This window comes from Terrabacter sp. Root85, from assembly GCF_001429185.1.
In the GTDB taxonomy this organism is placed as follows: Bacteria; Actinomycetota; Actinomycetes; order Actinomycetales; family Dermatophilaceae; genus Terrabacter.
Genome location: NZ_LMIW01000002.1, coordinates 22,625 through 42,673, shown reverse-complemented (window position 1 = coordinate 42,673; position 20,049 = coordinate 22,625). Strand labels below are relative to the sequence as shown.

Here is a 20,049-nt window from a genome sequence, read left to right as displayed (position 1 = left end):
CGATGGTACTGCACTGGTGACGGTGTGGGAGAGTAGGACGCAGCCGGACAACCATTCACGACAACCCCGCCAACACCGTTGGCGGGGTTGTCGCATTTCTGCGTCCATTCACGCCACCAGAGCGCCTTTCCCGACGGAAAGGCGCTCTTCTCAGTGTCCGAGCACCCCGGCGGGATCTCGGACGAGCTCGTCCAGGGCGAGCAGGGCGGCCCCCGTGGCTCCGGGCGCGGGGTCGTCCGACGCGATGACGACCCGAGGGCTGACCCAGCGCCCTGACAGCACCCGCCTGCCGAGGATCTCCTCGACTTCCGGGGTGAGCAGGTCACACACCTGCGCGAGGTGTCCGCCGAGGACGACGGTGGGGATGTCGAGGACGTTGACGACGCCCGCGAGGGCGACGCCGAGAGCCCGGGCTGCCGATCGGGTGGCCAACTGCGCCTTCTCGTCGCCGTCTCGGGCCCGGGCCGCCAGCTCGGACGGCGTGGTGGACGCGTCGAGTCCCGCGGCGTCGAGCATGGCGAGCCGGCCGGCATACTGCTCGAGGCAGCCGGTGGAGCCACAGCGGCAGGGGGGTCCGTCGGGGTCGACGCAGACGTGGCCGATCTCCCCGGCCCAGCCGTGGCGGCCGGTCATGACCTCGCCGTCGACGACGACCGCTCCGCCGATGCCCACCTCACCGCTGAGGTAGACGAAGTCCTGGGGCTGGCTGTCGTGCCCGGGCGCCGGATGGGCGTACGCGTGCGCGGCGAGGTCGGCCTCGTTGCCGAGGCGCAGGGGCAGGCCTCCGAGGACGGCCTCGAGCGCGACTCCGGGCACGACATCCTCCCAGCCGAGGTTGGGAGCGCTGAGCAGGCGACCGGCCTCGACGTCGACGATGCCGGGCAGCGCCAGGCCGGCGCCGACGACGTGGCAGCCGAGGGGAGCGCTCTCGAGGACCCGACCGGCCATCGTCCTCAGACGACGCAATGTGCTCCCGGGGCGTGAGCCTGCGAGGTCTGCGGTCAGGAGCCGCTCGGCGAGCACCGCCCCCGTCAGGTCGACGAGGCGTACCGCGAGGTGGCCGACGCCGACCTGGAGGCCGAGCGCGGCGAAGCGACCGGTCGACGCCCGGAGGGGGGTGGCCGGACGACCCGGGCGTCCCGGCCCGCCGACGACCGACTCGACCTCCTCGAGGATGCCGCCGGCGACGAGCTCGTCGACGAGGCGCGAGACCGTCGAGCGGGTCAGGGAGGTCGCGGCCGCGACGTCGGCGCGCGACGGTGGGGAGTCGGCGGCGAGGACGGTGCGCGCGACGAGGGCGAGGTTCGCGTGGCGCAGGCTCGCCTGGCGCAGGTTGGCCATGCCTTGACCCTAGCCGGTCCACGACGTAAGTTGCGTGACAAAACTAATCCCCTCGAGGAGTCGCAATGACGCGCCAGCCCACCCCCGACGACAAGTTCTCCTTCGGCCTGTGGACCGTCGGCTGGACCGGCACCGACCCCTTCGGCGGTCCGACGCGACCCGTCCTCGACCCGTGGGAGTACTCCGACAAGCTCGCCGAGCTCGGCGCGTGGGGCATCACCTTCCACGACAACGACGTCTTCCCCTTCGACGCCGACGACGCGACCCGCGCCCGCATCACCGGCCAGCTCAAGGACGCGACCGACCGCGCCGGCCTCACCATCGAGATGGTCACGACGAACACGTTCAGCCACCCCGTCTTCAAGGACGGCGGCCTGACGGCGAACGACCGCGGCGTCCGCCGCTTCGGTCTGCGCAAGGTGCTCCGGGCCGTCGACCTCGCTGCGGAGATGGGGGCCTCGACGTTCGTGATGTGGGGCGGTCGCGAGGGCAGTGAGTACGACGGGTCGAAGGACCTCCACGCCGCCTTCGACCGCTACAAGGAGGGCCTCGACACCGTCGCCGGCTACATCAAGTCCCAGGGCTACGACCTGCGGATCGCCTTGGAGCCCAAGCCGAACGAGCCGCGCGGCGACATCTTCCTGCCGACCGTCGGGCACGCTCTGGCCCTCATCGCCGAGCTCGACCACGGTGACATCGTCGGCCTCAACCCCGAGACGGGACACGAGCAGATGGCGGGTCTCAACTACACGCACGCGCTCGGTCAGGCGCTGTGGAGCGACAAGCTCTTCCACATCGATCTCAACGGCCAGCGCGGCATCAAGTACGACCAGGACCTCGTCTTCGGCCACGGCGACCTCGTCTCGGCCTTCTTCACCGTCGACCTCCTCGAGAACGGTTTCCCGGGCGTGCCCGACGTGCCGCGCTACACCGGCCCGCGGCACTTCGACTACAAGCCGTCGCGCACCGAGTACATGGACGGGGTGTGGGAGTCGGCCAAGGCGTGCATGGCGATGTACCTCCTGTTCGCCGACAAGGCCGCCGCCTTCCGCGCCGACCCGCGCACCGCCGAGGCGTGGGCGTATGCCGGCGTGCTCGACCTCGCCGAGCCCACCCTGGGTGCCGGCGAGTCGCTCGAGGACTTCCTCGCGACCGACGACGGCTTCGACGCCGAGAAGGCCGCCGAGCGCGACTACGGCTTCGTCCGGCTCAACCAGCTCGCCCTCGAGCACCTCGTCGGCTGAGCTGCCCGAGCGCCGTCGCTGGCAGCTGAGGCGTCCGTCGACGCGGCGGTCGACGGGTCAGCCGACGGGTCAGTCGACGCAGAGGCAGAAGGGGTGGCCGGCGGGGTCGAGGAAGACGCGGAACGACGTGCCCGGCTGGTTGTCGTGCTTGGTCGCACCAAGCGCGAACACCTCCGGCTCGGCCGCGTCGAGGTCCTCGACCATGACGTCGAGGTGCATCTGCTGCGGCACGACCTGGCCGGGCCACTGGGGCGAGCTGAAGTCCTCGACCTGCTGGAAGCAGATGCACTGGCCCGTCTCCGTGTCGCGGATCTCGCCCCACCCGTCGGACGCCTTGACCGTCCAGCCGAGCAGGGTGCCGTAGAAGGTGGCGAGTGCCTCCGCGTCGGGGCAGTCGATGACGAAGCTGGGATAGCGAGCGATGGCCATGGCGAGAACGCTATGACGTCTCCCGGACGAAAGGCGTCCGTATGCCGCGTGCTTCTTCCCCGTCCCACGCGTGGTCCGGCGTCAGCGGGCATCGCTACGCTCGACGCATGGAGCACCGCATCTTCACGACGTCCGTCGGGTCCGTCTACCCCCTCTACGTGAAGAAGCTCGAGCGCAAGGGCCGCACCAAGGCCGAGCTCGACGAGGTCATCGAGTGGCTCACCGGCTTCGACGACGAGGAGCTCGACCAGCACCTGGCCGCCGAGACGACCTTCGAGGGCTTCTTCGACCAGGCGCACCTCAACCCGAAGGCGTCCGCGATCACCGGCACGGTCTGCGGCATCCGCGTCGAGGAGGTCGAGGACCCGCTCATGCAGAAGATCCGCTACCTCGACAAGCTCGTCGACGAGCTCGCCAAGGGCAAGGCGATGGAGAGGGTCCTCCGAGCCTGAGGCACTGGGGCAGCGTGGCGGTGTGACCGTCTACGACGGCGCGCCGCGGCTCACTCGCGCCTCGAGCGCGTCGAGGACGAGGTCGAGGCCGTAGTCGAACTCGAGGCCGAAGTCGTAGCCCGGCAGCAGGACGTGGCCGGTCGTGAACTCGAGCAGGTTGGGGTAGTCGGCGGCGAGGTACTCCAGCATCATCGACTCGGCCACCTCGCCCACGGTCTCCGGGCCGTTGATCGGCAACGAGGCCTCGGACATGGCGAAGCCGTAGACGTAGGAGTCGATGAGGGCGTACGCGTGTGCCGTCAGCGCGAGCGAGAAACCGGCGCCGCGGAGGCAGCCGATGACGGCGTCGAGGTGACGCAGGGTCGCCGGCCCCGGGCTCGTGCGTGACTGGAGCAGCGGGATGGCCCACGGGTGGCGGCGCAGGACCGCGCGCGCGGACGCGCAGCGGCGGTGCATCTCCGCGCGCCAGTCCCCTTCAGTGGCAGGCAGATCCATCTCGCCGAAGACGCGGTCGACGATGCCGTCGATGATCTCGTCCTTGCCGCCGACGTAGTGGTAGATCGACATCGGCTTCGTGCCGAGCTGCTCGGCGACGGCACGGATCGTCAGCGAGCCGAGCCCGCCGTCGTCGGCGACGCGCATGGCCCCGTCGAGCACCCGGTCCCGGCTGAGCGGCGCGCGGGTCGCGGGCGCGGGGCTGCCGCCTCTGCTCGTCGTCACGTCGTGCCTCTCGTCGCTCGTGGCGCTGGCCCTAGCCAGCGTCGTACTAAGTACGCTACCGTGTTCGTACTAAGTACGACGCGACCGACGCGCCGCAGACGAGGGAGAAGCAGTCATGAAGGACCAACCGGCCACCGTCATCGGTGGGAGCGGGTCAGGTCAGTCGCACCGGGTCGCGGGCACGATGCAGGCCGTCGTCCAGGACGGCTACGGCACGTCCGACGTCCTGCGCGTCGCCGAGGTCGCCCGTCCCGTCATCGGGCCGCGCGAGGTGCTCGTCGAGGTCCGCGCCGCCGGTCTCGACCGCGGCACGTGGCACCTCATGCAGGGCAAGCCGCGGCTGCTGCGCCTCGTCTTCGGCCTCCGGTCGCCGAAGCAGCCCGTCATCGGCCGCGACGTCGCCGGCGTCGTCGTCGAGGTCGGCTCCGAGGTGACGACGTTCGCCGTCGGGGACAAGGTCTTCGGCGTCGCCCCCGGCTCGGTCGCCGAGTACGCGGTCGCCCGCGAGGACAAGCTCGCTCACCGCCCGGCCACCGTGACGTGGGAGCAGGCCGCGGTGGTCCCCATCTCCGGGGGCACCGCCCTGCAGGCCGTCGTCGACGCGGGCCGGGTGGCCGCGGGGCAGAAGGTGCTCGTCATCGGCGCCTCCGGCGGCGTCGGGTCGTATGCCGTTCAGCTCGCGAAGGCGGCCGGCGCCGAGGTCACCGGGGTGGCCAGCGCGGCCAAGGCCGACCTCGTCCGTGCCCTGGGTGCCGACCACGTGCTCGACTACGCCGTCGACGACGTCGCGGACGGGACGCGCCACTACGACCTCATCATCGACATCGCCGGCCTGTCCGAGCTCTCCCGGCTGCGGCGCGCGCTCACCCCGAGGGGCACCCTCGTGCTCGTCGGTGGCGAGGGCGGCGGCGACTGGACGGGCGGCACGATGGGCCGACAGCTCCGGGCGCGGCTGTCGTCGGCCTTCAGCGGTCAGCGCCTGACGAGCGTCATCGCGCAGGAGCGGGGCGCCGACTACGTGCGGTTGGCCGCGCTCCTCGAGTCGGGCCAGGTCGTGCCGAGCCTCGAGCGGGCCTACCCCCTGGCCGAGACGGTCGACGCGATGAGGCACCTCGAGGCCGGCCGGGTCCGCGGCAAGATCGCCGTCACGGCACGATCCGGCGCATGACGCAGTTGCCCTGGCCCTTGGCCCGGACGTAGTCGAAGCCGGCCCGCTCGTAGAGGGCCCGGGTCCCGTCGTAGAGGACCGACTTCTTCTTGCCGTCGTTGTCGTGCGGATAGCCCTCGACGACCCCGCCACCGGACGCGGCCACGAGGTCGAGGACGCCTCGCAGCACGAGGTCCGACAGGTGCTTCCGGCGGTGGCGCTTGTCGACGAAGATGCACGTGATCCGGTAGTCGGGCAGGAGGTCGAGCTCCTCCTCGTACTGCTTGCGGTGGTAGATGTTGGGCAGCTCTGCGGGAGAGCCGAACTGAGCCCAGGCCACGGTCTCGTCTCGGTCGAAGGCGAGGGCGGCGTGCGCCCGGCCCTCCTCGACGAGGCGCTTCTTGAGGTCCCGGTTCGCCTCGTACTCGCGCTCCTTCTCCCAGCTCATCGTGTGGAACCACGTGCACCAGCAACCACCGAAGACGCCACCGTGCCGCTCGATCATCGCGGCGTACGCGTCCCACGTCTCGGGTGTCAGCGCCTTGACCTCGTAGTCCGTCATCGTCCCCTCCTCGGTCGGTCCCTAGTCGTCCATGGCCTCGATGCCGAGCTCGGCGAGCTCGCCCATCCGGGAGCGGATGTGCTCGACCATCGCCGCCGGCGGAGGCTCCCAGCCGAGGATCTCCTCGACGACGCGTAGCGGCTCCGTCGTGCGGTAGGAGCGGGTCGGATTGCCGGGGAAGCGCTTGTCGGTGACGTTCGGGTCGTCCTCGATCGTGCCGACGGGCTCGACCCGGTAGACGCGCGGCGGCCCGTCGCCGCTGGCCAGCTCGGCGGCGAGCGGTGCGCCCTCGCGGCCGGCCGTGAGGTAGATGTGCTTCGACTGCCGGCCCGAGCCGTAGTTGGAGCGCCACCCCGGGGTGAGCAGCTCGCCGACGGCGACGTCGGCTCGCGTCCCGTGGAAGAAGGGGCCCGGGTCGTCGACGACGCGGGGCGTGGGCGGCGGGTCGCGGAGCAGGCTGTCGAGCCGGGTCATGAGGGCCGCGACCCGGGTGCGCCCGTGCGGCGCTCGCGGGTAGCGCCCGAGCACGTCGAGCAGCTCGGGCGTGGCCCGCTTCGCGGCAGCCGTCACGACGTACTCCGCGACGACGGGGTCATCGCCCCGGGCGAGCTCGGCCGCCCGGGCGGCGTGGGCCGCCGCCCCGAGGATGTGGCGCACCTGCGTCGCCTTGGCCAGCGGGTGGAGGTATGCCGCCGCGGAGGCGTCGCCCGCAGCGGTTGCCGCGTGCCGGGCGGGCTCGGTCGACGCCTCCTTCGCGGCACGGTGGGCGTCGGTGGCGGCCGTCCTCTGGAGGCGCGAGCGCGGAGCGCCGTCGACGAACGCGCGCGCTGCGTCGAGCGCGGCCGCCGGGCGCGGGTCGTCGGGCTCAGCCCGCTCGAAGAGGAGGAGGGAGGGCTCGGCGCACGACACGGCATACGCCACCACGGCGCGGAGCTCGTCCGTCGTCAGCTCGAAGTCACCGGTCTGCATCACTCCGAGTTTTCCACGGAGGCGGCCCGGGAGCGGGCGCTGCGGCCCGGCGTTCTCGATGTCGTGGCGGCGGGATGTCACATCCGGGGCGCGGCCGGTGTCTTCATGTCGACGCAACCCCGACGTTCCCCCGAGGAGGAACCATGACCACCAGGATCCAGCCGAAGCCGATCACCGGCGCGTACGGCGCTGTCGTGAAGGTCTTCAGCCGCAGGATGTTCGGCCAGGTGCCTGAGTCGCTCGGTGTCATGTGGCACCACGTCCCGGCGCTCAGGGCCGGCATGCGCTTCGGGCAGCAGCTGCAGAAGTGGGACGCCTGCGACGAGGGCCTCAAGTCCTTCGCCCACATGGCCGTGGCGTCGCTCGTCGGCTGCACGTGGTGCCTCGACTTCAACTACTTCATGGCCAAGAACCACGGCCTCGACGTCGAGCGGGCGCGGGAGATCCCGCGCTGGCGCGAGTCCGACGTCTTCACGCCGCTCGAGCGGGAGGTCATGGCGTACGCCGAGGCGATGAGCCAGACGCCGCCCACCGTCACCGACGAGATGGTCGAGAGCCTCGAGGGGCAGCTCGGCAACGCCGGGGTCGTCGAGCTGACGACGGTCATCGGCTACGCCAACCTCACGACGCGCTCGAACGTCGCCCTCGGGATCGAGTCGGAGGGCTTCGCGGCGGCGTGCGGTCTGGGGCCGATGGCCGAGCGCGCCGCCGTACGCTCGACGGCATGAGCCGAGACCCGTTCCTCGACCACCGCAGCCTGCTCTTCACGGTGGCCTACGAGATGCTCGGGTCGGCAGCTGACGCCGAGGACGTCGTGCAGGAGACGTGGCTGCGGTGGGCCGACCTCGGTGACGACGCGCGCGCCGTCGTGCGCGACCCGCGGGCCTACCTCGTGCGCATCGTCACCCGGCAGGCGCTCAACCGGCTGCGGACGCTCGCCCGCCGGCGCGAGGACTACGTCGGCGAGTGGCTGCCCGAGCCGCTGCTCACGAGTCCGGACGTCGCCGAGGACGTCGAGCTCGCCGAGAGCGTGTCGATCGCGATGCTCACGGTGCTCGAGACGCTGACCCCGACCGAGCGGGCGGTCTTCGTGCTGCGCGAGGTCTTCGACGTTCCCTACGACGAGATCGCCGAGGCCGTGGGCAAGGGGACGGCGGCGGTGCGCCAGGTGGCCCACCGCGCGCGCGAGCACGTGGCGGCCCGTCGCCCCCGGGTGGCCGTCGACCGGTCGGAGCAGGAGCAGGTGCTCGAGCGCTTCATGGCCGCGGTGACGAACGGTGACGTGCAGGCGCTCATGGACGTGCTCGCCCCGGACGTCGTCCTCGTCGCCGACGGCGGCGGGCTGGCGCAGGCCGCCCGGCATCCGGTCACCGGTGCCAAGAAGGTGGCGAACTTCCTGTCGGCCTTCCCCCGCGTCAGCGACGGTGCGCAGATCGCGACCCTGTCGCTCAACGGCGGGCGCGCGGTGCGGATCGACCTGCCGGCCTTCGGGACGACGGTCGTCAGCGTCGCCGTCGTGGACGGCCGGATCACGCACGTCTACGCGATGCGCAACCCGATGAAGCTCGAGCGGCTGGGGCAGGAGGCCGAGCTGACCCGCTGACCCCGCCTCACGGCATACGCGATCGGTGTCGGGCGCGTATGGCTTCGGGAGCGCTCGCTGCTGTCCCGGATGGGGCATGCTCGGTGCATGGTCGAGCCTGCTGACTGGTTGCTGACCCGGGCCGAGCGCGGCAACCCGACGACCCGGGTCGACGCGCTCCACGGTGACCGGGCGTGGTCCGAGGGCAACCACGTGCGTCCACTCATCCACGGCGCGACGTACTTCCGCGCGCTGCACGACGCACTCGAGGCGACGGGGCCGGGCGACCTCGTGCTCTTCACCGACTGGCAGGGCGACGGCGACGAACGGCTGACCGGCGAGCCCGGCAGCGAGGTGGTCGAGGTGCTCTCCCGCGCGGACCGGCGCGGCGTCGTCGTCTACGGGCTGGTGTGGCGCTCGCACCTCGACCAGACCGGCTTCTTCGCCACGGAGAACCGTCACCTCGGGGAGCAGCTGGCGAAGCGGGGTGCCAAGGTGCTGCTCGACATGCGGGTACGCACGGGTGGATCGCACCACCAGAAGTTCGTCGTCATCCGGCACCGTGACGACCCGACCCGCGACGTGGCGTTCGTCGGCGGGATCGACCTCGCGCACAACCGGCGGGACGACGCGACGCACGAGGGTGACCCGCAGCCCCAGCGCCTCGCCGACGAGTACGGCGCGCACCCGCCGTGGCACGACGTCCAGACGGCGATCCAGGGGCCGGCGGTCCACGACGTCGAGACGGTCTTCCGGGAGCGGTGGGAGGACCCGACGCCGTTGACGCGGGCCCCGTGGCGACGCGCGGCCGACCAGGCCCGAGGCCTGGCCAGCTCGCCGGCGCCGCTCCCCGAGCAGTGGCCGCCTCCGCCGCCCGCCGGAGACCACACGGTGCAGCTCCTCCGGACCTATCCCGACCTCAGGCACGGCCGCGACTATCCCTTCGCCCGGGGCGGGGAGCGCAGCGTGGCGCGCGGCTACGCCAAGGCCGTGCAGCGGGCGGAGCGTCTCGTCTACGTCGAGGACCAGTACTTCTGGGGCCACGACGTGGCTCGCGTCTTCGAGGAGCAGCTGCGGACGCAGCCGGGCCTGCACCTCGTCGTCGTCATCCCGCTCGTCCCCGACCTCGACGGGGTCAACCGCGTGCCGCAGCTGCTCGGTCGTGACCGCGCGATCGCCCGACTGAAGGCGGTCGCTCCCGGCCGGGTGGCGGCATACGGCCTCGAGAACCGTGCCGGCGTGCCCGTCTACGTCCACGCCAAGGTCTGCGTCATCGACGACACGTGGGCCGGCATCGGCTCGGACAACTTCAGCCGACGCTCGTGGACGCACGACTCTGAGCTGTCGGCCGTCGTGCTCGACGAGGCGTATGCCCGCGACCTGCGGCTCACGCTGGCCGCCGAGCACCTCGACCGGCTGAAGGCGGTGGGCGACCATGGTCTCGAGGCGGCGATGGACGACTGCCTCGATCCGGCAGGGATGTTCGAGGCCTATGCGAGCCGTGCAGCAGACCTCGAGGCCTGGCACGCGGGCGGCAGGTACGGCGCGCGACCGCCCGGGCGGTTGCGCCTGCTGCCGATGCCGCAGCTCACGGCCCGTCAGCGGGCGTGGGCGCCGCTGCCGCTCGACCTGATCCACGACCCCGACGGCCGGCCGAAGGCGCTGCGAGAGACCGACCGCTACTGACGTGGGTCGGTGCCGCCGCGGCGACGCCCCGGCGGGGACGCCCGGGGTCAGGCGTGACCGCTGAGCTGGCCGAGGCGGGTGGCGAGGGCGTCGACCATGGCGCCGGCGCGCTTCTCCGGGAGGGGCGACTTGCGGTCGCCGCCCTGGCTGGAGACGGGGAGCACGTCGATCGAGAGCTTGGCACCGCCGGCGAGGGCGCGCAGCGCGTCGACCTTGTCGCCGAACGGCGTGCCGCTGCCGGGCGAGTAGTAGTGAACGGCCTCGTCGACGTCGTCGGGGTAGAGGTCGGTCTTCGTCACGGCGATGATGAGCCAGATCGGCTTGCTGCGGCGGACGGCCAGCGAGGCGATGCGGTGCGAGGTGATGGTCCAGTCCTCGAGCTCGGCGGCGAGCTGCTCCTCGCGGGTCGCGGTGGCGACGCCGCTCGTGCCGCCGGCGCGGCGCGGGGTGGCGTAGCCGTTCGCGACGACGTGGATGAGGCCGTCGACCGGCTCGTCGTGGAAGACCTCGTCGAGGGCGGCGAGGCGGGTGGCGGCGTTGTCGCCGGGGACGACGAGGAAGCGGAAGCCGTGCAGCTTGGCGCCCTTGCGGGTGCGGCGCTCCATGGTGGCCGAGCCGACCTCGGCGGCGGCGTCGTCGGTCGAGCGGCGTGAGAGGCGGTCGACGAGCTGGCTCTTGCCGACGCCGGTCATGCCGGTCACGGCGACCATGGGGTAGCGGTCGCGCAGCAGCCGGCTCAGGCGCTCGGGGGCCTGGGCGAGAGCGGTCAGCAGACCGGTGGCGACGGTCGCGCCCAACGCGGTGCGACTCGACGTCGGCAGGATCGTCCTGATCCGGGATGAAGTCTGAGACACGGTGCCTCCTCGGCGTGCTGGTCTGGGGCCAGTTGACCCTAGAGCCTACGTTCCGTACCCCCGGTGGCGCTGTCCGCACCGGCGGGCAACGCGCAACACCCCGTCCTGGCGAGAGGACAGGGTGTTGCGTCTCCGACTCTAGCCGTACGCCGTGGGGTCGTATGCCGTGCCCTCGTATGCCGTGGGGGTCGTATGCCGTGGCCGCGGGTCACGTGGTGGGGTCGACGCGTGCGACGGGGGTCGCGAGCCGGCCGCGGAGGGCGCGGCCGACGGAGGAGCCGACGAGCAGGCCGAGCGAGATGGCGATGGCCACGCCGAGCAGGCCGAGGGCGACGTCGGTGGCGGACTCGCGGCCGGCGGCCAGCTCGGTGACGCCGACGAGGCCGAGGCTGCCCGGGACGAGGAGCCAGAAGGCGGGGAGGAAGAGGACGAGGCGCGGCAGCTGCGGGCGGCGCAGCTCGACGACGCTGGCGCCGAGGCTGGCCGCGATGGCGCCGACGAAGCCGCCCAGGGCGATCGACCCGAGCTCCTGGCCGGCGACCTGCGCGCCGAAGGCGAGGCTGAGCACGAGCAGCACCCAGCCCTGCATGCGCAGTGGGACGCCCTCCATGAGGCAGATGCTCGCGCCGATGAGGAGCAGGCCGACGACGGCTCCGGCCAAGCCGATCTCGTCGACGCGGAGGTTGACGAGGGTCTGGGTCGGGATCCGGAGCAGGGCGGTGGCCATGAGCAGGCCAAGGGCAAAGAGGCCGAGCTGGGTCAGGCCGTAGGCGAGTCGGGCCGAGCCGGCCTGCATGTGGCCGGAGGCGAGCTCGGACATGCCGTTGACGACGAGCGCGCCGGGCAGTAGGACGGCGAGCGGGGGCAGGACGGTGCGTAGCGGCCCCTCGAGCAGGCCCGCGTTGGCGGCGCCGAAGACGACGAGCGACACGGCGAAGGCGGCGAGGGTCGGGAGCAGCGCCTTGACGACCTCGTAGCGCTCGGCGAGCTGGACGAGGGCGAGGACGATGAGGGCGCAGGCCGCGGCCGCGGCGATGTTGGCCCAGCCGGGTTGCAGGATGAGGGCGATGCCGACGGCGAGGACGGGCCAGGCGAGGGCGACGAGCCAGGCCGGCTGCTGGACGGGGCGCCTGGCCGTGGCGGCGAGCTCGTCGCGGGCGGCGGCGATGGTCAGCACGCCGGTGACGAGCTGGTGGCGGATGAGACGGACGCTCGCCGACTGGTGCAGGCGCAGGCCGGGAGGGGCCGAGCGGAAGGTCGACGGGCCACCCGGGGTGAGGCTGACCATGAGGCCGGTCGGTCCGACGGCGGCCTGGACCTCGGGGAATCCGAGGCGGACGCTCACCTCGGCGAGCTCCTCCTCGATCTCCTGCACCGGCTGTCCGGTGGCGATCATGGCGGTGCCGAGCTCGGCCAGCAGGGCGCGGGTCTCGGTCTGCCGGTCCGCGTCGTCCTGCATGGTCGTCATCATGTCAGCGGTTGAGCCGCCCGGAAGAAAAGTCCGGGCGGACTGCATCCGGACGCATCCCCCGTGCGGAATAGGTGTTGATGGGTGACTCGCACCCACCAACAGAAAGGGATGTCTCATGAAGCGCATTCTCGCCACGGGGTCCATCGCCGTTCTCGCCATGGTCGGCTTCGCCGGCAGCGCCAACGCAGCACCGTCCACTTCGGCGTGCTTCGGCCAGGTGCACAAGACGGTGAACAGCGGCGGCGTCCCGGGATTCGAGAACGTGGGGCAGCTCGTTCAGGCCGTCGGCGGGGGCCAGGCCAAGAACGCAGTCGCGAAGTCTCTCTGCTGAGAGGCCGGCTCCTCACCACGTGATCGACAGCGGCGGCTCGGATCCTGACCCTCGGACCCGAGCCGCCCCTTCGCATGCTCACGCGAGGCGGTCCCAGAACCGGCGGAGGTGGGAGGCCAGGGCCTCAGGCTGCTCCAGCGGGACCAGGGTGCGAGCTCGCTCGACCGTCACCGCTGCGGCGTCGGGTGCCACAGCGGCGGCATCCTCGGCATTCTGCGGACTCCAGTCGCCGCGGTCGTCGGACGCCACGAAGAGGCTCGGGACCGTGAGGTCTGCGAGCTCAGCGGTGACATCGACCCGGTTGAGGATGAAGGAGCGGACGGCCAAGGCCATGCTGCGGCGGGTGGGCCGCGCCAAGGACTCCTCCACCACCTGACGCAGAGGCGCACGGTCTCGGGAGGCATCGGTGAGCATGGCCGCGAGGATCGCCGTGCGCACCGGCCCCACGGGACCTGCCGTGCGAAGGATCGGGAGCAGGAGCGTGATCTGCCGACGCAGCGGGGCGTCGACCGGCTGGGCCGGTGAGCTGACGGCCACGAGACTGCGGAGCAGCCCGGCTCGCGCGGCGAGCTTGAAGCCGACGTGCCCGCCGAAGGCGTTGCCGACCCAGTCGACCGGGCCGTCCACGCCGAGTCCGGCGAGCAGGTCGGTGGCCGCGTTTGCGGCGCCGGCGATGTCGCTGGCCTCGCGCAGGGGCTCGCTCAGGCCCAATCCGGGCGGGTCGACGAGCGCGTACCGGCGCCCCTGAGGCAGCAGCGGCAGCACAGGGTCCCAGGTGTGGCTGTCGACGAACATCGACGACCACAGCACGGTCGTGGGCCCGTCGCCGACGAGACGCACGTGAAGCCGGCCGAGCCGGGTGGGCACGAGGGCGGTGCTCCCGGCGAGCGTGCCTTCGCTGCCGGAGGCGGGGGTGTAGTGGTCCATCGAGTGCTCCTTGGGTGAGTTGATCTTAGTGAGACTGACATGAATATATTGAGGTTAGCATTGCTCGCATGAAAGATGGGGCGGCTCGTGCGTACCGGATGACGGCCCGGGCGGAGGCGGCCGAGCGGACCGGCCAGCGGATCATCGACGCGATGCTCGGCCTCTACGCCGACGTCCCGTACGACCGCATCCGGCTCGAGGACGTCGCCGCCGCGGCCGAGGTCACGGTGCAGACGGTGATCCGGCGCTTCGGCACGAAGCACGGGCTCCTGGCCGCAACGGTCGAGCGTGAGCTCTCGCGGCTCGCCGCCGACCGCGCGGCCGCAGTGGGGGAGAGCCCCGAGGGCACGCTGCACTCGCTGGTCCGCTACTACGAGAACCACGGCGCCCTCATCCTCAAGCTCTACGCCGAGGCGGGGCAGGCGCCCGGTGTGCCGGAGCTCGCCGCCCGCAGCCGCGGCTACCACGTGAGCTGGTGCCGCGAGGCCTTCGCCAAGCACCTCGAAGGCGTCCACGACAAGGCGGCTCGCACCCGACGACTGGCCCAGATCATCGCCATCTGTGACGCCACGACGTGGCGGATCCTCCGGTTCGACGGTGGACTCTCGGCCAGGCAGACCGAGGAGGCGCTCCGCGAGATGCTGCTCCCCCTGCTGCTGTCACGTGCTGCGTGACCGGCGCTCCCAAACGGTGTTCCGGCATCGGTGATTGGATCGGGGCATGCGCATCTTCTTCACCGGCGGCAGCGGCAAGGCCGGCAAGCACGTCTCGACGTTCCTCGCCGAGCAGGGGCACCAGGTCACGAACGCCGACCTCGTGCCGCTGCGGCATACGGCCGTCGACGACCTCCGCGTCGACCTGACCGACGCCGGCGAGGTCTACTCGGCGCTCGCGGGACTGGCGCGCTTCGACGAGCTGGACCTGCCGGCTAAGCCGGCCTACGACGCCGTCGTGCACTTCGCCGCAGTGCCGGCGATCCTGCTGACGTCGGAGGCGAAGACGTACGCGACGAACGTGCTCAGCACGTACAACGTGCTCGAGGCCGCGACGCGGCTCGGCGTGCGCAAGGTGATCTTCGCGTCGTCGGAGACGACGTACGGCGTCTGCTTCGCGCAGGGCGAGCGGCGGCCGCTCTACGTGCCGGTCGACGAGGAGCACCCGACGGTGCCGGAGGACTCCTACGCGATGTCCAAGGTCGCCAACGAGGTGACGGCGCGCTCCTTCCAGGCCCGCACCGGCTTCGACATCTACGGCCTGCGCATCAACAACGTCATCGAGCCGCACGAGTACGCCGAGATGTTCCCGCCGTTCCTCACGGACCCGGCGCTGCGGCGGCGCAACATCTTCGCCTACATCGACACCCGCGACCTCGGCCAGATGGTGCAGCGATGCCTCGAGGTCGACGGTCTGGGCTACGAGGTCTTCAACGTCGCCAACGCCGACATGTCCGTCGCCGCGACGACCGACGAGGTGCGCGAGCGCTTCTACGACGGGGTCGAGCTGCGGCGGCCGATGGGACGCAACGAGACCTTCTACTCCATCGACAAGGCGCGCGACCTGCTCGGCTACTCGCCGCAGCACTCGTGGCGCGACGTCCTGACGGACCCGCACGCGTCGTGAAGGCCGTCGTCTACGACGACTACGGGCGTATGCCGGAGCTGCGGGACGTTCCGGAGCCCGAGTGTCCGTCGGGCGGGGTCGTCATCGCTGTGAAGGCAACGGGCGTATGCCGTTCGGACTGGCACACGTGGAAGGGGCACGACCCCGTGTCGTTGCCGCACATCCCCGGTCACGAGCTGGCCGGTGTCGTGGCCTCGGTCGGGACTGGCGTGCGGGACCGGGCTGTCGGCGACCGGGTGACGGTGCCCTTCGTGTGCGGGTGTGGTGTGTGCTCGTGGTGCCTTGCCGGCGAGGCGCAGGTGTGTCCCGACCAGACGCAGCCGGGCTTCACGGGTCCGGGGTCGTTCGCCGAGCTCGTGGCGATCCACGGGGCCGACACGAACCTCGTGCGGCTGCCCGACTCGGTCGACTTCGTGACGGCCGCGTCGCTGGGGTGTCGTTTCGCGACGGCGTTCCGGGCTCTGACGACGCACGGTCGTCTTGAGTCTGGTCAGTGGCTGGCGGTGCACGGGTGTGGCGGAGTCGGTCTGTCGGCGGTGATGATCGCGGTGGCTCTTGGTGCCCAGGTCGTCGCTGTCGACGTGAATCCTGCTGCGCTGGAACGGGCCTCGTCGTTGGGCGCGTCTGCGGTTGTCGACGGCGGGGCTGTTGAGGACGTGGCTTCGGCGATCCGGGCGGTAACGGGAGGCGGCGCGCATGTCTCCATCGACGCCTTTGGCTCGCCCGAACTGGCGGTCGCCTCGGTGCGTAGCCTGCGTCGGCGTGGACGACACGTGCAGGCCGGACTGCTGCTCGGCCCGAACTCGACCGCGCCGCTCCCGATGGACCTCGTCATCTCCCAGGAGCTGGAGATCTACGGCTCCCATGGCATGCCTGCCCGCGACTACCCCGCGATGCTCGCCCTGATCGAGGCCGGCACGCTGCGCCCCGCCGACCTCGTGGGCCACGTCATCGGACTCGAGGAAGCCGGCACAGCTCTCGCCGCCATGGACCGCCCCTCGAGGGTGGGGATGACAGTCGTGAGCCTTGAGTCGTCCTCGCCCGGGAAGGCGTAGGCGCGTGGACGTCCGGGTCGGCCTGTGCGGTTGGACGGTCTCGCAGGCGTCGTACGTGCGGCGCTTCCCCGTCGTCGAGGTGCAGAACACGTTCTACGACCCGCCGGCGGACGCCGTGCTCACGCGCTGGCGGACCCAAGTACCGGACGACTTCGAGTTCACGATGAAGGCGTGGCAGATCGTCACCCACGAGTCCAACAGCCCGACCTACCGCCGATTGAAACAGCCTCTGCCGGACAGCGCCCACGGCCAGGTGGGAGGGTTCCGGACCACGCCTGAGGTCCTTGCGGGTTGGGAGCGGACTCTCGAGTGCGCCCGCCTGCTGCGGGCCACCGCTGTCTTGCTCCAGTGCCCGAAGAGCTTCCGCCCGACGGCGGAGAACGTCCAGCGCCTGCGTGGCTTCCTCTCGAAGGTGCAGCGGCCGGCCGGTCGGCTGCTGTGGGAGCCCCGCGGCGAGTGGCCCACGTCGCTGCTCAGGGAGCTGTGTGCCGAGCTGGACTTGGTGCATGTCGTCGACCCGATGCAGACCGAGACGGTGACACCGGAGCAGACCTACTACCGCCTGCACGGCACGACGGGATCGCGGCACGTACACACGGATGACGAGCTGCGTCGCTTGCTAGACCTGGTCGACGGCCGCCCACGGCCATACGTCATGTTCAACAACCTGCCCCGCACCGGCGACGCAGAACGTTTCCTCGACCTGCTCTCTGGCGAAGGTGCGTGAAAGCGCGATCTAAAGATGCGGCGAATGGACGCAACGCTTTGTGCGGTCGAAGTGCCCGGTTACCGGACGCTGCGGATGCCACCCGAAATAGCCGTCGGGGGCGGCTCGACGCTGGGATCTGCCCAGTCGAGTGCAGTGCGCACGGAGGGTTGGCCGAGCCCGGCACCCACCGTGAGAGGTCAACCGTGGCATCCCGGCTCCCGGCCGCCGCTGCTGCGCGAAGATGATGGACATGAGCCCTACTCGGCATGACGAGGTTGAGCGCAAATATGACGTCGACCCGACGATGGTGTTGCCGAACCTGGCCGAGGCCGAGGGCGTGGGCTTGGTCCCTCCGCCGGAGGAGTTCCGGTTGGACGCGGTGTACTTCGACACGGCGGGTCTGGATCTGGCCCGCCGAGGAGTGACCCTGCGACGACGCAGCGGCGGCGCCGACGCCGGCTGGCACCTCAAGCTGCCCGTCAGCGGGGACACCCGCACCGAGCTGCAGGTTCCACTCGGGCAGGCAGAGGAGACGGTGCCCGCCTCGTTGCTCACGCACGTGCGGGCCATCGTGCGGGACCGTCTGCTTGGTGCCGTCGCATCGGTGAGCACGACCCGTCGTGAGTATGTGTTGTGTGGCTCTGACGGCGCCGTCCTTGCCCGGGTATGCGACGACCATGTGCGGGCGCACAGATTGGTCGACCTGAGCCCGGAGCAGTCGTGGCGGGAATGGGAGGTCGAGCTCGACGGTGCGTCCCCGACATTGCTGGACGCCGTGGAGGCGCGCCTCGTGGCTGCGGGAGCCTCACCGGCGCGGGTGTCCTCGAAGTTCGCCCGCACCGTCGGTGAGCTCGCATCGGCTCTCCCGGCTCCGCCCTCGAAGGACGACCTGGCCGGAGGCACGGTAGGGCAGCTTTTCGTCGCGCTTCTGACGGAACAGACGGCCAAGCTGCAACTGCGGGACGCTGGCGTGCGGGCCGGGCAGGCCGGGTCGATCCATCGCATGCGGATTGCCGCGCGCCGGCTCCGGTCCGCGCTGACCAGCTTCGCCCCGATGCTCGAGCGTGCCGCGACCGATCCGGTCCGAGCGGAGCTGCGCTGGCTCGGTGAGTCCCTCGGGCAAGCCCGCGACGCGCAGGTCCTGCGTGAGCACCTGACGGGGGTGCTCGGACAGGAGCCCCCAGAGCTGGTCGTCGGCTCCGTCGCCGCGCGGATCGACGACGAGTTGAGCGCTGCATACAAGGCCGGACGCGAACGTGCCCTAGAGGCCCTCGAGAGCGAACGGTACCTTCGGATGCTCGACGCCCTCGACGACCTGGTCGGGGCTGCGCCGCTGAGCCCGGACGCCGACGCGGCCGCGGAGGAGGGCGTACGCCGGCTGCTGCGCCGCGACGTCAAACGGCTGGATCGGGAGGTTCGTGCGATCACGTCTGCGCCGGATCCCGAGGCCCGCGACGTCGCCTTTCACGAGGCGCGGAAGAAGGCCAAGCGGCTGCGCTACGCCGCTGAGGCCGCCACACCTGTCGTCGGCAAGCGAGCCCGCTCCCTGGCAGCCTCCGCCAAGAAGGTCCAGGAGGCCCTCGGGGTCCGTCAGGACTCGGTCGTCGCCCGTCAACGGCTACGTGAGTACGGGATGCAGGCCCACCTCGACGGCGACAACGCCTTCACCTTCGGCCGCCTGCATGCCCTGGAGCAGGCCCGCGCCGACCGAGCCACCGCTGACTTCGCCACCGCCTGGTCGACGTTCCACAAGAGGCAGATACCCCGCTGGGTGGGCTAAGGACATCGGCCGGTTCGAGTTCCAGGCTGGGGAGTGCTGCCCCGCTCCAGCGGCCGGACTGGCGTGCCTCTCCTGGCCCAGATGCTCGGTGATCTGTATCCCGCGGGACGCCGGCGATGCTCGTGCTCGTCTCGTTGACCACCCGAGTGTCGGCGTCAGGGATCTGGGGGAGACGTCTACGTCACGACGGCTCCCGGGGTGACGGATCGGCTCAGGGGGCCACGCGGCGCGTGTAGTAACCCGACGGTGCGACCATTCAGCTTCGACCGTTCCGGAAGTAGACCGTCCTCTTTGCTGGGTACCTTGAAGGCAAAGCTCGTGAGAGGACCAGAAGGATGAAGATCATCAGGCAGGTCACGGTCTTTGATGCGGCCGACATTGACGCCGAAAGCGCATTCTGGGCTGGCCTCGTGGGCGGGCACGTCTTCGGAGACAAGCAGTTCCACTGCGTCATCGACGAGGCCGGCAACTGGCGAATCGGCGTTCAGCACGCCCCGAACCACGTCCCACCGCAATGGCCCGACGGATCCCCCCAGCAGATGCACCTCGACCTGCACGTGGAGGAGCCAATTCAGGCTCATGAGCGAGCCATGGCGCTCGGAGCAAGCCTGCTCATGAAGGCTCCTGACCTCACGAGCGAAGAGGGACACCAGGTCTACGCCGACCCCGCGGGTCACCCGTTCTGCATCGGATGGGGTCACCCCTCGCAAGAGGTAATCGCGGCCTTCGTCGCCCAGAAACACGAGTGATCGAAGCTGAGCGGAGCTGCCGCTCACGGGAGGTCGCCTCGCGGCGGAGTGACGCAGATGGTGCAGCCGCTTTGCGTCGAGTGCACTCGGTGCTCGGCGGCGAACAATGCCTCGCGAAGGTCATCTGTACTGAGGTCGCCCCTGCTGTCGGTGGCGATTCAGAAGACGCCCCCGCCTCCTCCGGCGCGGATGTACCGAGGCGTCGAAGTGGTTGCGACCGCAGAGAACGCAGACCCGTTCGCGCATGCCCGCGACGGTGGTGGGCTGCCAGCGGTGGCGGCCGATAGTGCATCTCAAGCTCTTCTTCGTGTTCATGAGTTGAGAGTGCGCCGGGGGCTCGGGGATGTCTGTGCGCTGCGCGACATACAGGGCTAATCCCGGACTCGTGCCAGGGGAGATGCGCCTGCCAGGCGGCGAAAAG

Annotated in this window: 21 protein-coding genes; 13 read left to right on the top strand and 8 right to left on the bottom strand. The window is 71.0% G+C overall.

The features are described 5' to 3' along the window. Positions 1 to 150: 150 nt before the first annotated feature. Entirely contained in the window at positions 151 to 1,341 is a 1,191-nt protein-coding gene (locus ASE25_RS06450; protein ID WP_056824063.1) for an ROK family transcriptional regulator, read from the bottom strand. A gap of 65 nt (positions 1,342 to 1,406) precedes the next feature. Here ASE25_RS06450 and xylA point away from each other — a divergent pair, with 65 nt between their 5' ends. Then, positions 1,407 to 2,585 (top strand): xylose isomerase, encoded by a 1,179-nt coding sequence (gene xylA, locus ASE25_RS06445; RefSeq protein ID WP_056824060.1) that lies wholly within the window; start codon positions 1,407 to 1,409, stop codon positions 2,583 to 2,585. A 69-nt stretch (positions 2,586 to 2,654) separates the two neighbouring features. Here the strand turns inward: xylA and ASE25_RS06440 are convergent, their stop codons facing one another. After that, complete coding sequence (locus tag ASE25_RS06440; RefSeq protein ID WP_056824056.1) at positions 2,655 to 3,014, bottom strand: VOC family protein; 360 nt, start codon at positions 3,012 to 3,014, stop codon at positions 2,655 to 2,657. Between the two features lie 107 nt (positions 3,015 to 3,121). Between ASE25_RS06440 and ASE25_RS06435 the strand changes: the two genes are divergently transcribed. Next, positions 3,122 to 3,466 carry a DUF2200 domain-containing protein gene (locus ASE25_RS06435; protein ID WP_056824053.1) on the top strand — a complete coding sequence of 115 codons (345 nt, stop codon included), beginning with the start codon at positions 3,122 to 3,124 and terminating at the stop codon, positions 3,464 to 3,466. Between the two features lie 30 nt (positions 3,467 to 3,496). Here the strand turns inward: ASE25_RS06435 and ASE25_RS06430 are convergent, their stop codons facing one another. Further along, positions 3,497 to 4,186 carry a TetR/AcrR family transcriptional regulator gene (locus tag ASE25_RS06430; protein WP_235508573.1) on the bottom strand — a complete coding sequence of 230 codons (690 nt, stop codon included), beginning with the start codon at positions 4,184 to 4,186 and terminating at the stop codon, positions 3,497 to 3,499. Between the two features lie 115 nt (positions 4,187 to 4,301). Here ASE25_RS06430 and ASE25_RS06425 point away from each other — a divergent pair, with 115 nt between their 5' ends. Continuing rightward, positions 4,302 to 5,354 (top strand): NAD(P)-dependent alcohol dehydrogenase, encoded by a 1,053-nt coding sequence (locus tag ASE25_RS06425; protein ID WP_082622733.1) that lies wholly within the window; start codon positions 4,302 to 4,304, stop codon positions 5,352 to 5,354. On the opposite strand, the gene ASE25_RS06420 is transcribed toward ASE25_RS06425, so the two are convergent. Both ASE25_RS06420 and arr read right to left on the bottom strand, forming a co-directional pair. Further along, a complete protein-coding gene (locus tag ASE25_RS06420) occupies positions 5,332 to 5,895 on the bottom strand; it encodes a hypothetical protein (RefSeq protein ID WP_056824050.1) in 564 nt (187 codons plus the stop codon). The two genes, ASE25_RS06425 and ASE25_RS06420, sit on opposite strands and share 23 nt — an antisense overlap. Positions 5,896 to 5,916: 21 nt before the next feature. After that, positions 5,917 to 6,864 (bottom strand): NAD(+)--rifampin ADP-ribosyltransferase, encoded by a 948-nt coding sequence (gene arr / locus ASE25_RS23765; protein WP_056773357.1) that lies wholly within the window; start codon positions 6,862 to 6,864, stop codon positions 5,917 to 5,919. Positions 6,865 to 7,007: 143 nt separating this feature from the next. On the opposite strand from arr, the gene ASE25_RS06410 reads away from it, so the two are divergent. From ASE25_RS06410 to ASE25_RS06400, 3 genes are all read left to right on the top strand, one after another. After that, on the top strand, positions 7,008 to 7,592 hold the full coding sequence (locus tag ASE25_RS06410; RefSeq protein ID WP_056824047.1) for a carboxymuconolactone decarboxylase family protein: 585 nt from the start codon (positions 7,008 to 7,010) through the stop codon (positions 7,590 to 7,592). Beyond that, positions 7,589 to 8,467: an RNA polymerase sigma-70 factor gene (locus ASE25_RS06405; protein WP_056824044.1), complete on the top strand. Its 879-nt coding sequence runs from the start codon at positions 7,589 to 7,591 to the stop codon at positions 8,465 to 8,467. The genes ASE25_RS06410 and ASE25_RS06405 overlap by 4 nt, the downstream gene beginning before the upstream one ends. An 87-nt stretch (positions 8,468 to 8,554) precedes the next feature. Next, the gene (locus ASE25_RS06400) at positions 8,555 to 10,132 is read left to right on the top strand and encodes a phospholipase D family protein (protein WP_056824041.1); all 1,578 of its coding nucleotides are present in this window, start codon (positions 8,555 to 8,557) and stop codon (positions 10,130 to 10,132) included. Between the two features lie 47 nt (positions 10,133 to 10,179). On the opposite strand, the gene ASE25_RS06395 is transcribed toward ASE25_RS06400, so the two are convergent. Beyond that, positions 10,180 to 10,986, bottom strand: a complete 807-nt coding sequence (locus ASE25_RS06395) for a GTPase (protein WP_056824038.1) — start codon at positions 10,984 to 10,986, stop codon at positions 10,180 to 10,182. A gap of 208 nt (positions 10,987 to 11,194) precedes the next feature. Continuing rightward, positions 11,195 to 12,445 carry a threonine/serine exporter ThrE family protein gene (locus tag ASE25_RS06390; protein WP_235508572.1) on the bottom strand — a complete coding sequence of 417 codons (1,251 nt, stop codon included), beginning with the start codon at positions 12,443 to 12,445 and terminating at the stop codon, positions 11,195 to 11,197. 127 nt (positions 12,446 to 12,572) lie between these two features. On the opposite strand from ASE25_RS06390, the gene ASE25_RS06385 reads away from it, so the two are divergent. Beyond that, a complete protein-coding gene (locus ASE25_RS06385) occupies positions 12,573 to 12,788 on the top strand; it encodes a hypothetical protein (protein WP_056773374.1) in 216 nt (71 codons plus the stop codon). Between the two features lie 78 nt (positions 12,789 to 12,866). Here ASE25_RS06385 and ASE25_RS06380 read toward each other — a convergent pair whose 3' ends face one another. Then, entirely contained in the window at positions 12,867 to 13,715 is an 849-nt protein-coding gene (locus tag ASE25_RS06380) for an alpha/beta fold hydrolase (protein ID WP_056773377.1), read from the bottom strand. Positions 13,716 to 13,783: 68 nt separating this feature from the next. On the opposite strand from ASE25_RS06380, the gene ASE25_RS06375 reads away from it, so the two are divergent. From ASE25_RS06375 to ASE25_RS06350, 6 genes are all read left to right on the top strand, one after another. Then, entirely contained in the window at positions 13,784 to 14,389 is a 606-nt protein-coding gene (locus ASE25_RS06375) for a TetR/AcrR family transcriptional regulator (RefSeq protein WP_082622731.1), read from the top strand. Positions 14,390 to 14,435: 46 nt separating this feature from the next. Continuing rightward, the gene (locus ASE25_RS06370) at positions 14,436 to 15,335 is read left to right on the top strand and encodes an NAD(P)-dependent oxidoreductase (protein WP_056824030.1); all 900 of its coding nucleotides are present in this window, start codon (positions 14,436 to 14,438) and stop codon (positions 15,333 to 15,335) included. Then, positions 15,332 to 16,390 carry a zinc-dependent alcohol dehydrogenase family protein gene (locus ASE25_RS06365; protein ID WP_056824027.1) on the top strand — a complete coding sequence of 353 codons (1,059 nt, stop codon included), beginning with the start codon at positions 15,332 to 15,334 and terminating at the stop codon, positions 16,388 to 16,390. The genes ASE25_RS06370 and ASE25_RS06365 overlap by 4 nt, the downstream gene beginning before the upstream one ends. 4 nt (positions 16,391 to 16,394) lie before the next feature. Next, positions 16,395 to 17,117 (top strand): DUF72 domain-containing protein, encoded by a 723-nt coding sequence (locus ASE25_RS06360; protein WP_056824025.1) that lies wholly within the window; start codon positions 16,395 to 16,397, stop codon positions 17,115 to 17,117. 232 nt (positions 17,118 to 17,349) lie between these two features. Further along, positions 17,350 to 18,879 (top strand): CYTH and CHAD domain-containing protein, encoded by a 1,530-nt coding sequence (locus ASE25_RS06355; protein ID WP_082622735.1) that lies wholly within the window; start codon positions 17,350 to 17,352, stop codon positions 18,877 to 18,879. Positions 18,880 to 19,214: 335 nt separating this feature from the next. Beyond that, positions 19,215 to 19,628 carry a VOC family protein gene (locus ASE25_RS06350; protein WP_056824019.1) on the top strand — a complete coding sequence of 138 codons (414 nt, stop codon included), beginning with the start codon at positions 19,215 to 19,217 and terminating at the stop codon, positions 19,626 to 19,628. Positions 19,629 to 20,049 lie beyond the last annotated feature (421 nt).

Bases quoted from the DNA above. Each gene is read 5' to 3' on its own strand.
- ASE25_RS06390 (WP_235508572.1), bottom strand. From the start codon at position 12,445: ATGCAGGACGACGCGGACCGGCAGACCGAGACCCGCGCCCTGCTGGCC.
- ASE25_RS06370 (WP_056824030.1), top strand. From the start codon at position 14,436: ATGCGCATCTTCTTCACCGGCGGCAGCGGCAAGGCCGGCAAGCACGTC.
- ASE25_RS06410 (WP_056824047.1), top strand. From the start codon at position 7,008: ATGACCACCAGGATCCAGCCGAAGCCGATCACCGGCGCGTACGGCGCT.
- xylA (WP_056824060.1), top strand. From the start codon at position 1,407: ATGACGCGCCAGCCCACCCCCGACGACAAGTTCTCCTTCGGCCTGTGG.
- ASE25_RS06375 (WP_082622731.1), top strand. From the start codon at position 13,784: ATGAAAGATGGGGCGGCTCGTGCGTACCGGATGACGGCCCGGGCGGAG.
- arr (WP_056773357.1), bottom strand. From the start codon at position 6,864: ATGCAGACCGGTGACTTCGAGCTGACGACGGACGAGCTCCGCGCCGTG.
- ASE25_RS06425 (WP_082622733.1), top strand. From the start codon at position 4,302: ATGAAGGACCAACCGGCCACCGTCATCGGTGGGAGCGGGTCAGGTCAG.
- ASE25_RS06440 (WP_056824056.1), bottom strand. From the start codon at position 3,014: ATGGCCATCGCTCGCTATCCCAGCTTCGTCATCGACTGCCCCGACGCG.
- ASE25_RS06380 (WP_056773377.1), bottom strand. From the start codon at position 13,715: ATGGACCACTACACCCCCGCCTCCGGCAGCGAAGGCACGCTCGCCGGG.
- ASE25_RS06355 (WP_082622735.1), top strand. From the start codon at position 17,350: ATGAGCCCTACTCGGCATGACGAGGTTGAGCGCAAATATGACGTCGAC.
- ASE25_RS06400 (WP_056824041.1), top strand. From the start codon at position 8,555: ATGGTCGAGCCTGCTGACTGGTTGCTGACCCGGGCCGAGCGCGGCAAC.
- ASE25_RS06435 (WP_056824053.1), top strand. From the start codon at position 3,122: ATGGAGCACCGCATCTTCACGACGTCCGTCGGGTCCGTCTACCCCCTC.
- ASE25_RS06420 (WP_056824050.1), bottom strand. From the start codon at position 5,895: ATGACGGACTACGAGGTCAAGGCGCTGACACCCGAGACGTGGGACGCG.
- ASE25_RS06385 (WP_056773374.1), top strand. From the start codon at position 12,573: ATGAAGCGCATTCTCGCCACGGGGTCCATCGCCGTTCTCGCCATGGTC.
- ASE25_RS06450 (WP_056824063.1), bottom strand. From the start codon at position 1,341: ATGGCCAACCTGCGCCAGGCGAGCCTGCGCCACGCGAACCTCGCCCTC.
- ASE25_RS06350 (WP_056824019.1), top strand. From the start codon at position 19,215: ATGAAGATCATCAGGCAGGTCACGGTCTTTGATGCGGCCGACATTGAC.
- ASE25_RS06405 (WP_056824044.1), top strand. From the start codon at position 7,589: ATGAGCCGAGACCCGTTCCTCGACCACCGCAGCCTGCTCTTCACGGTG.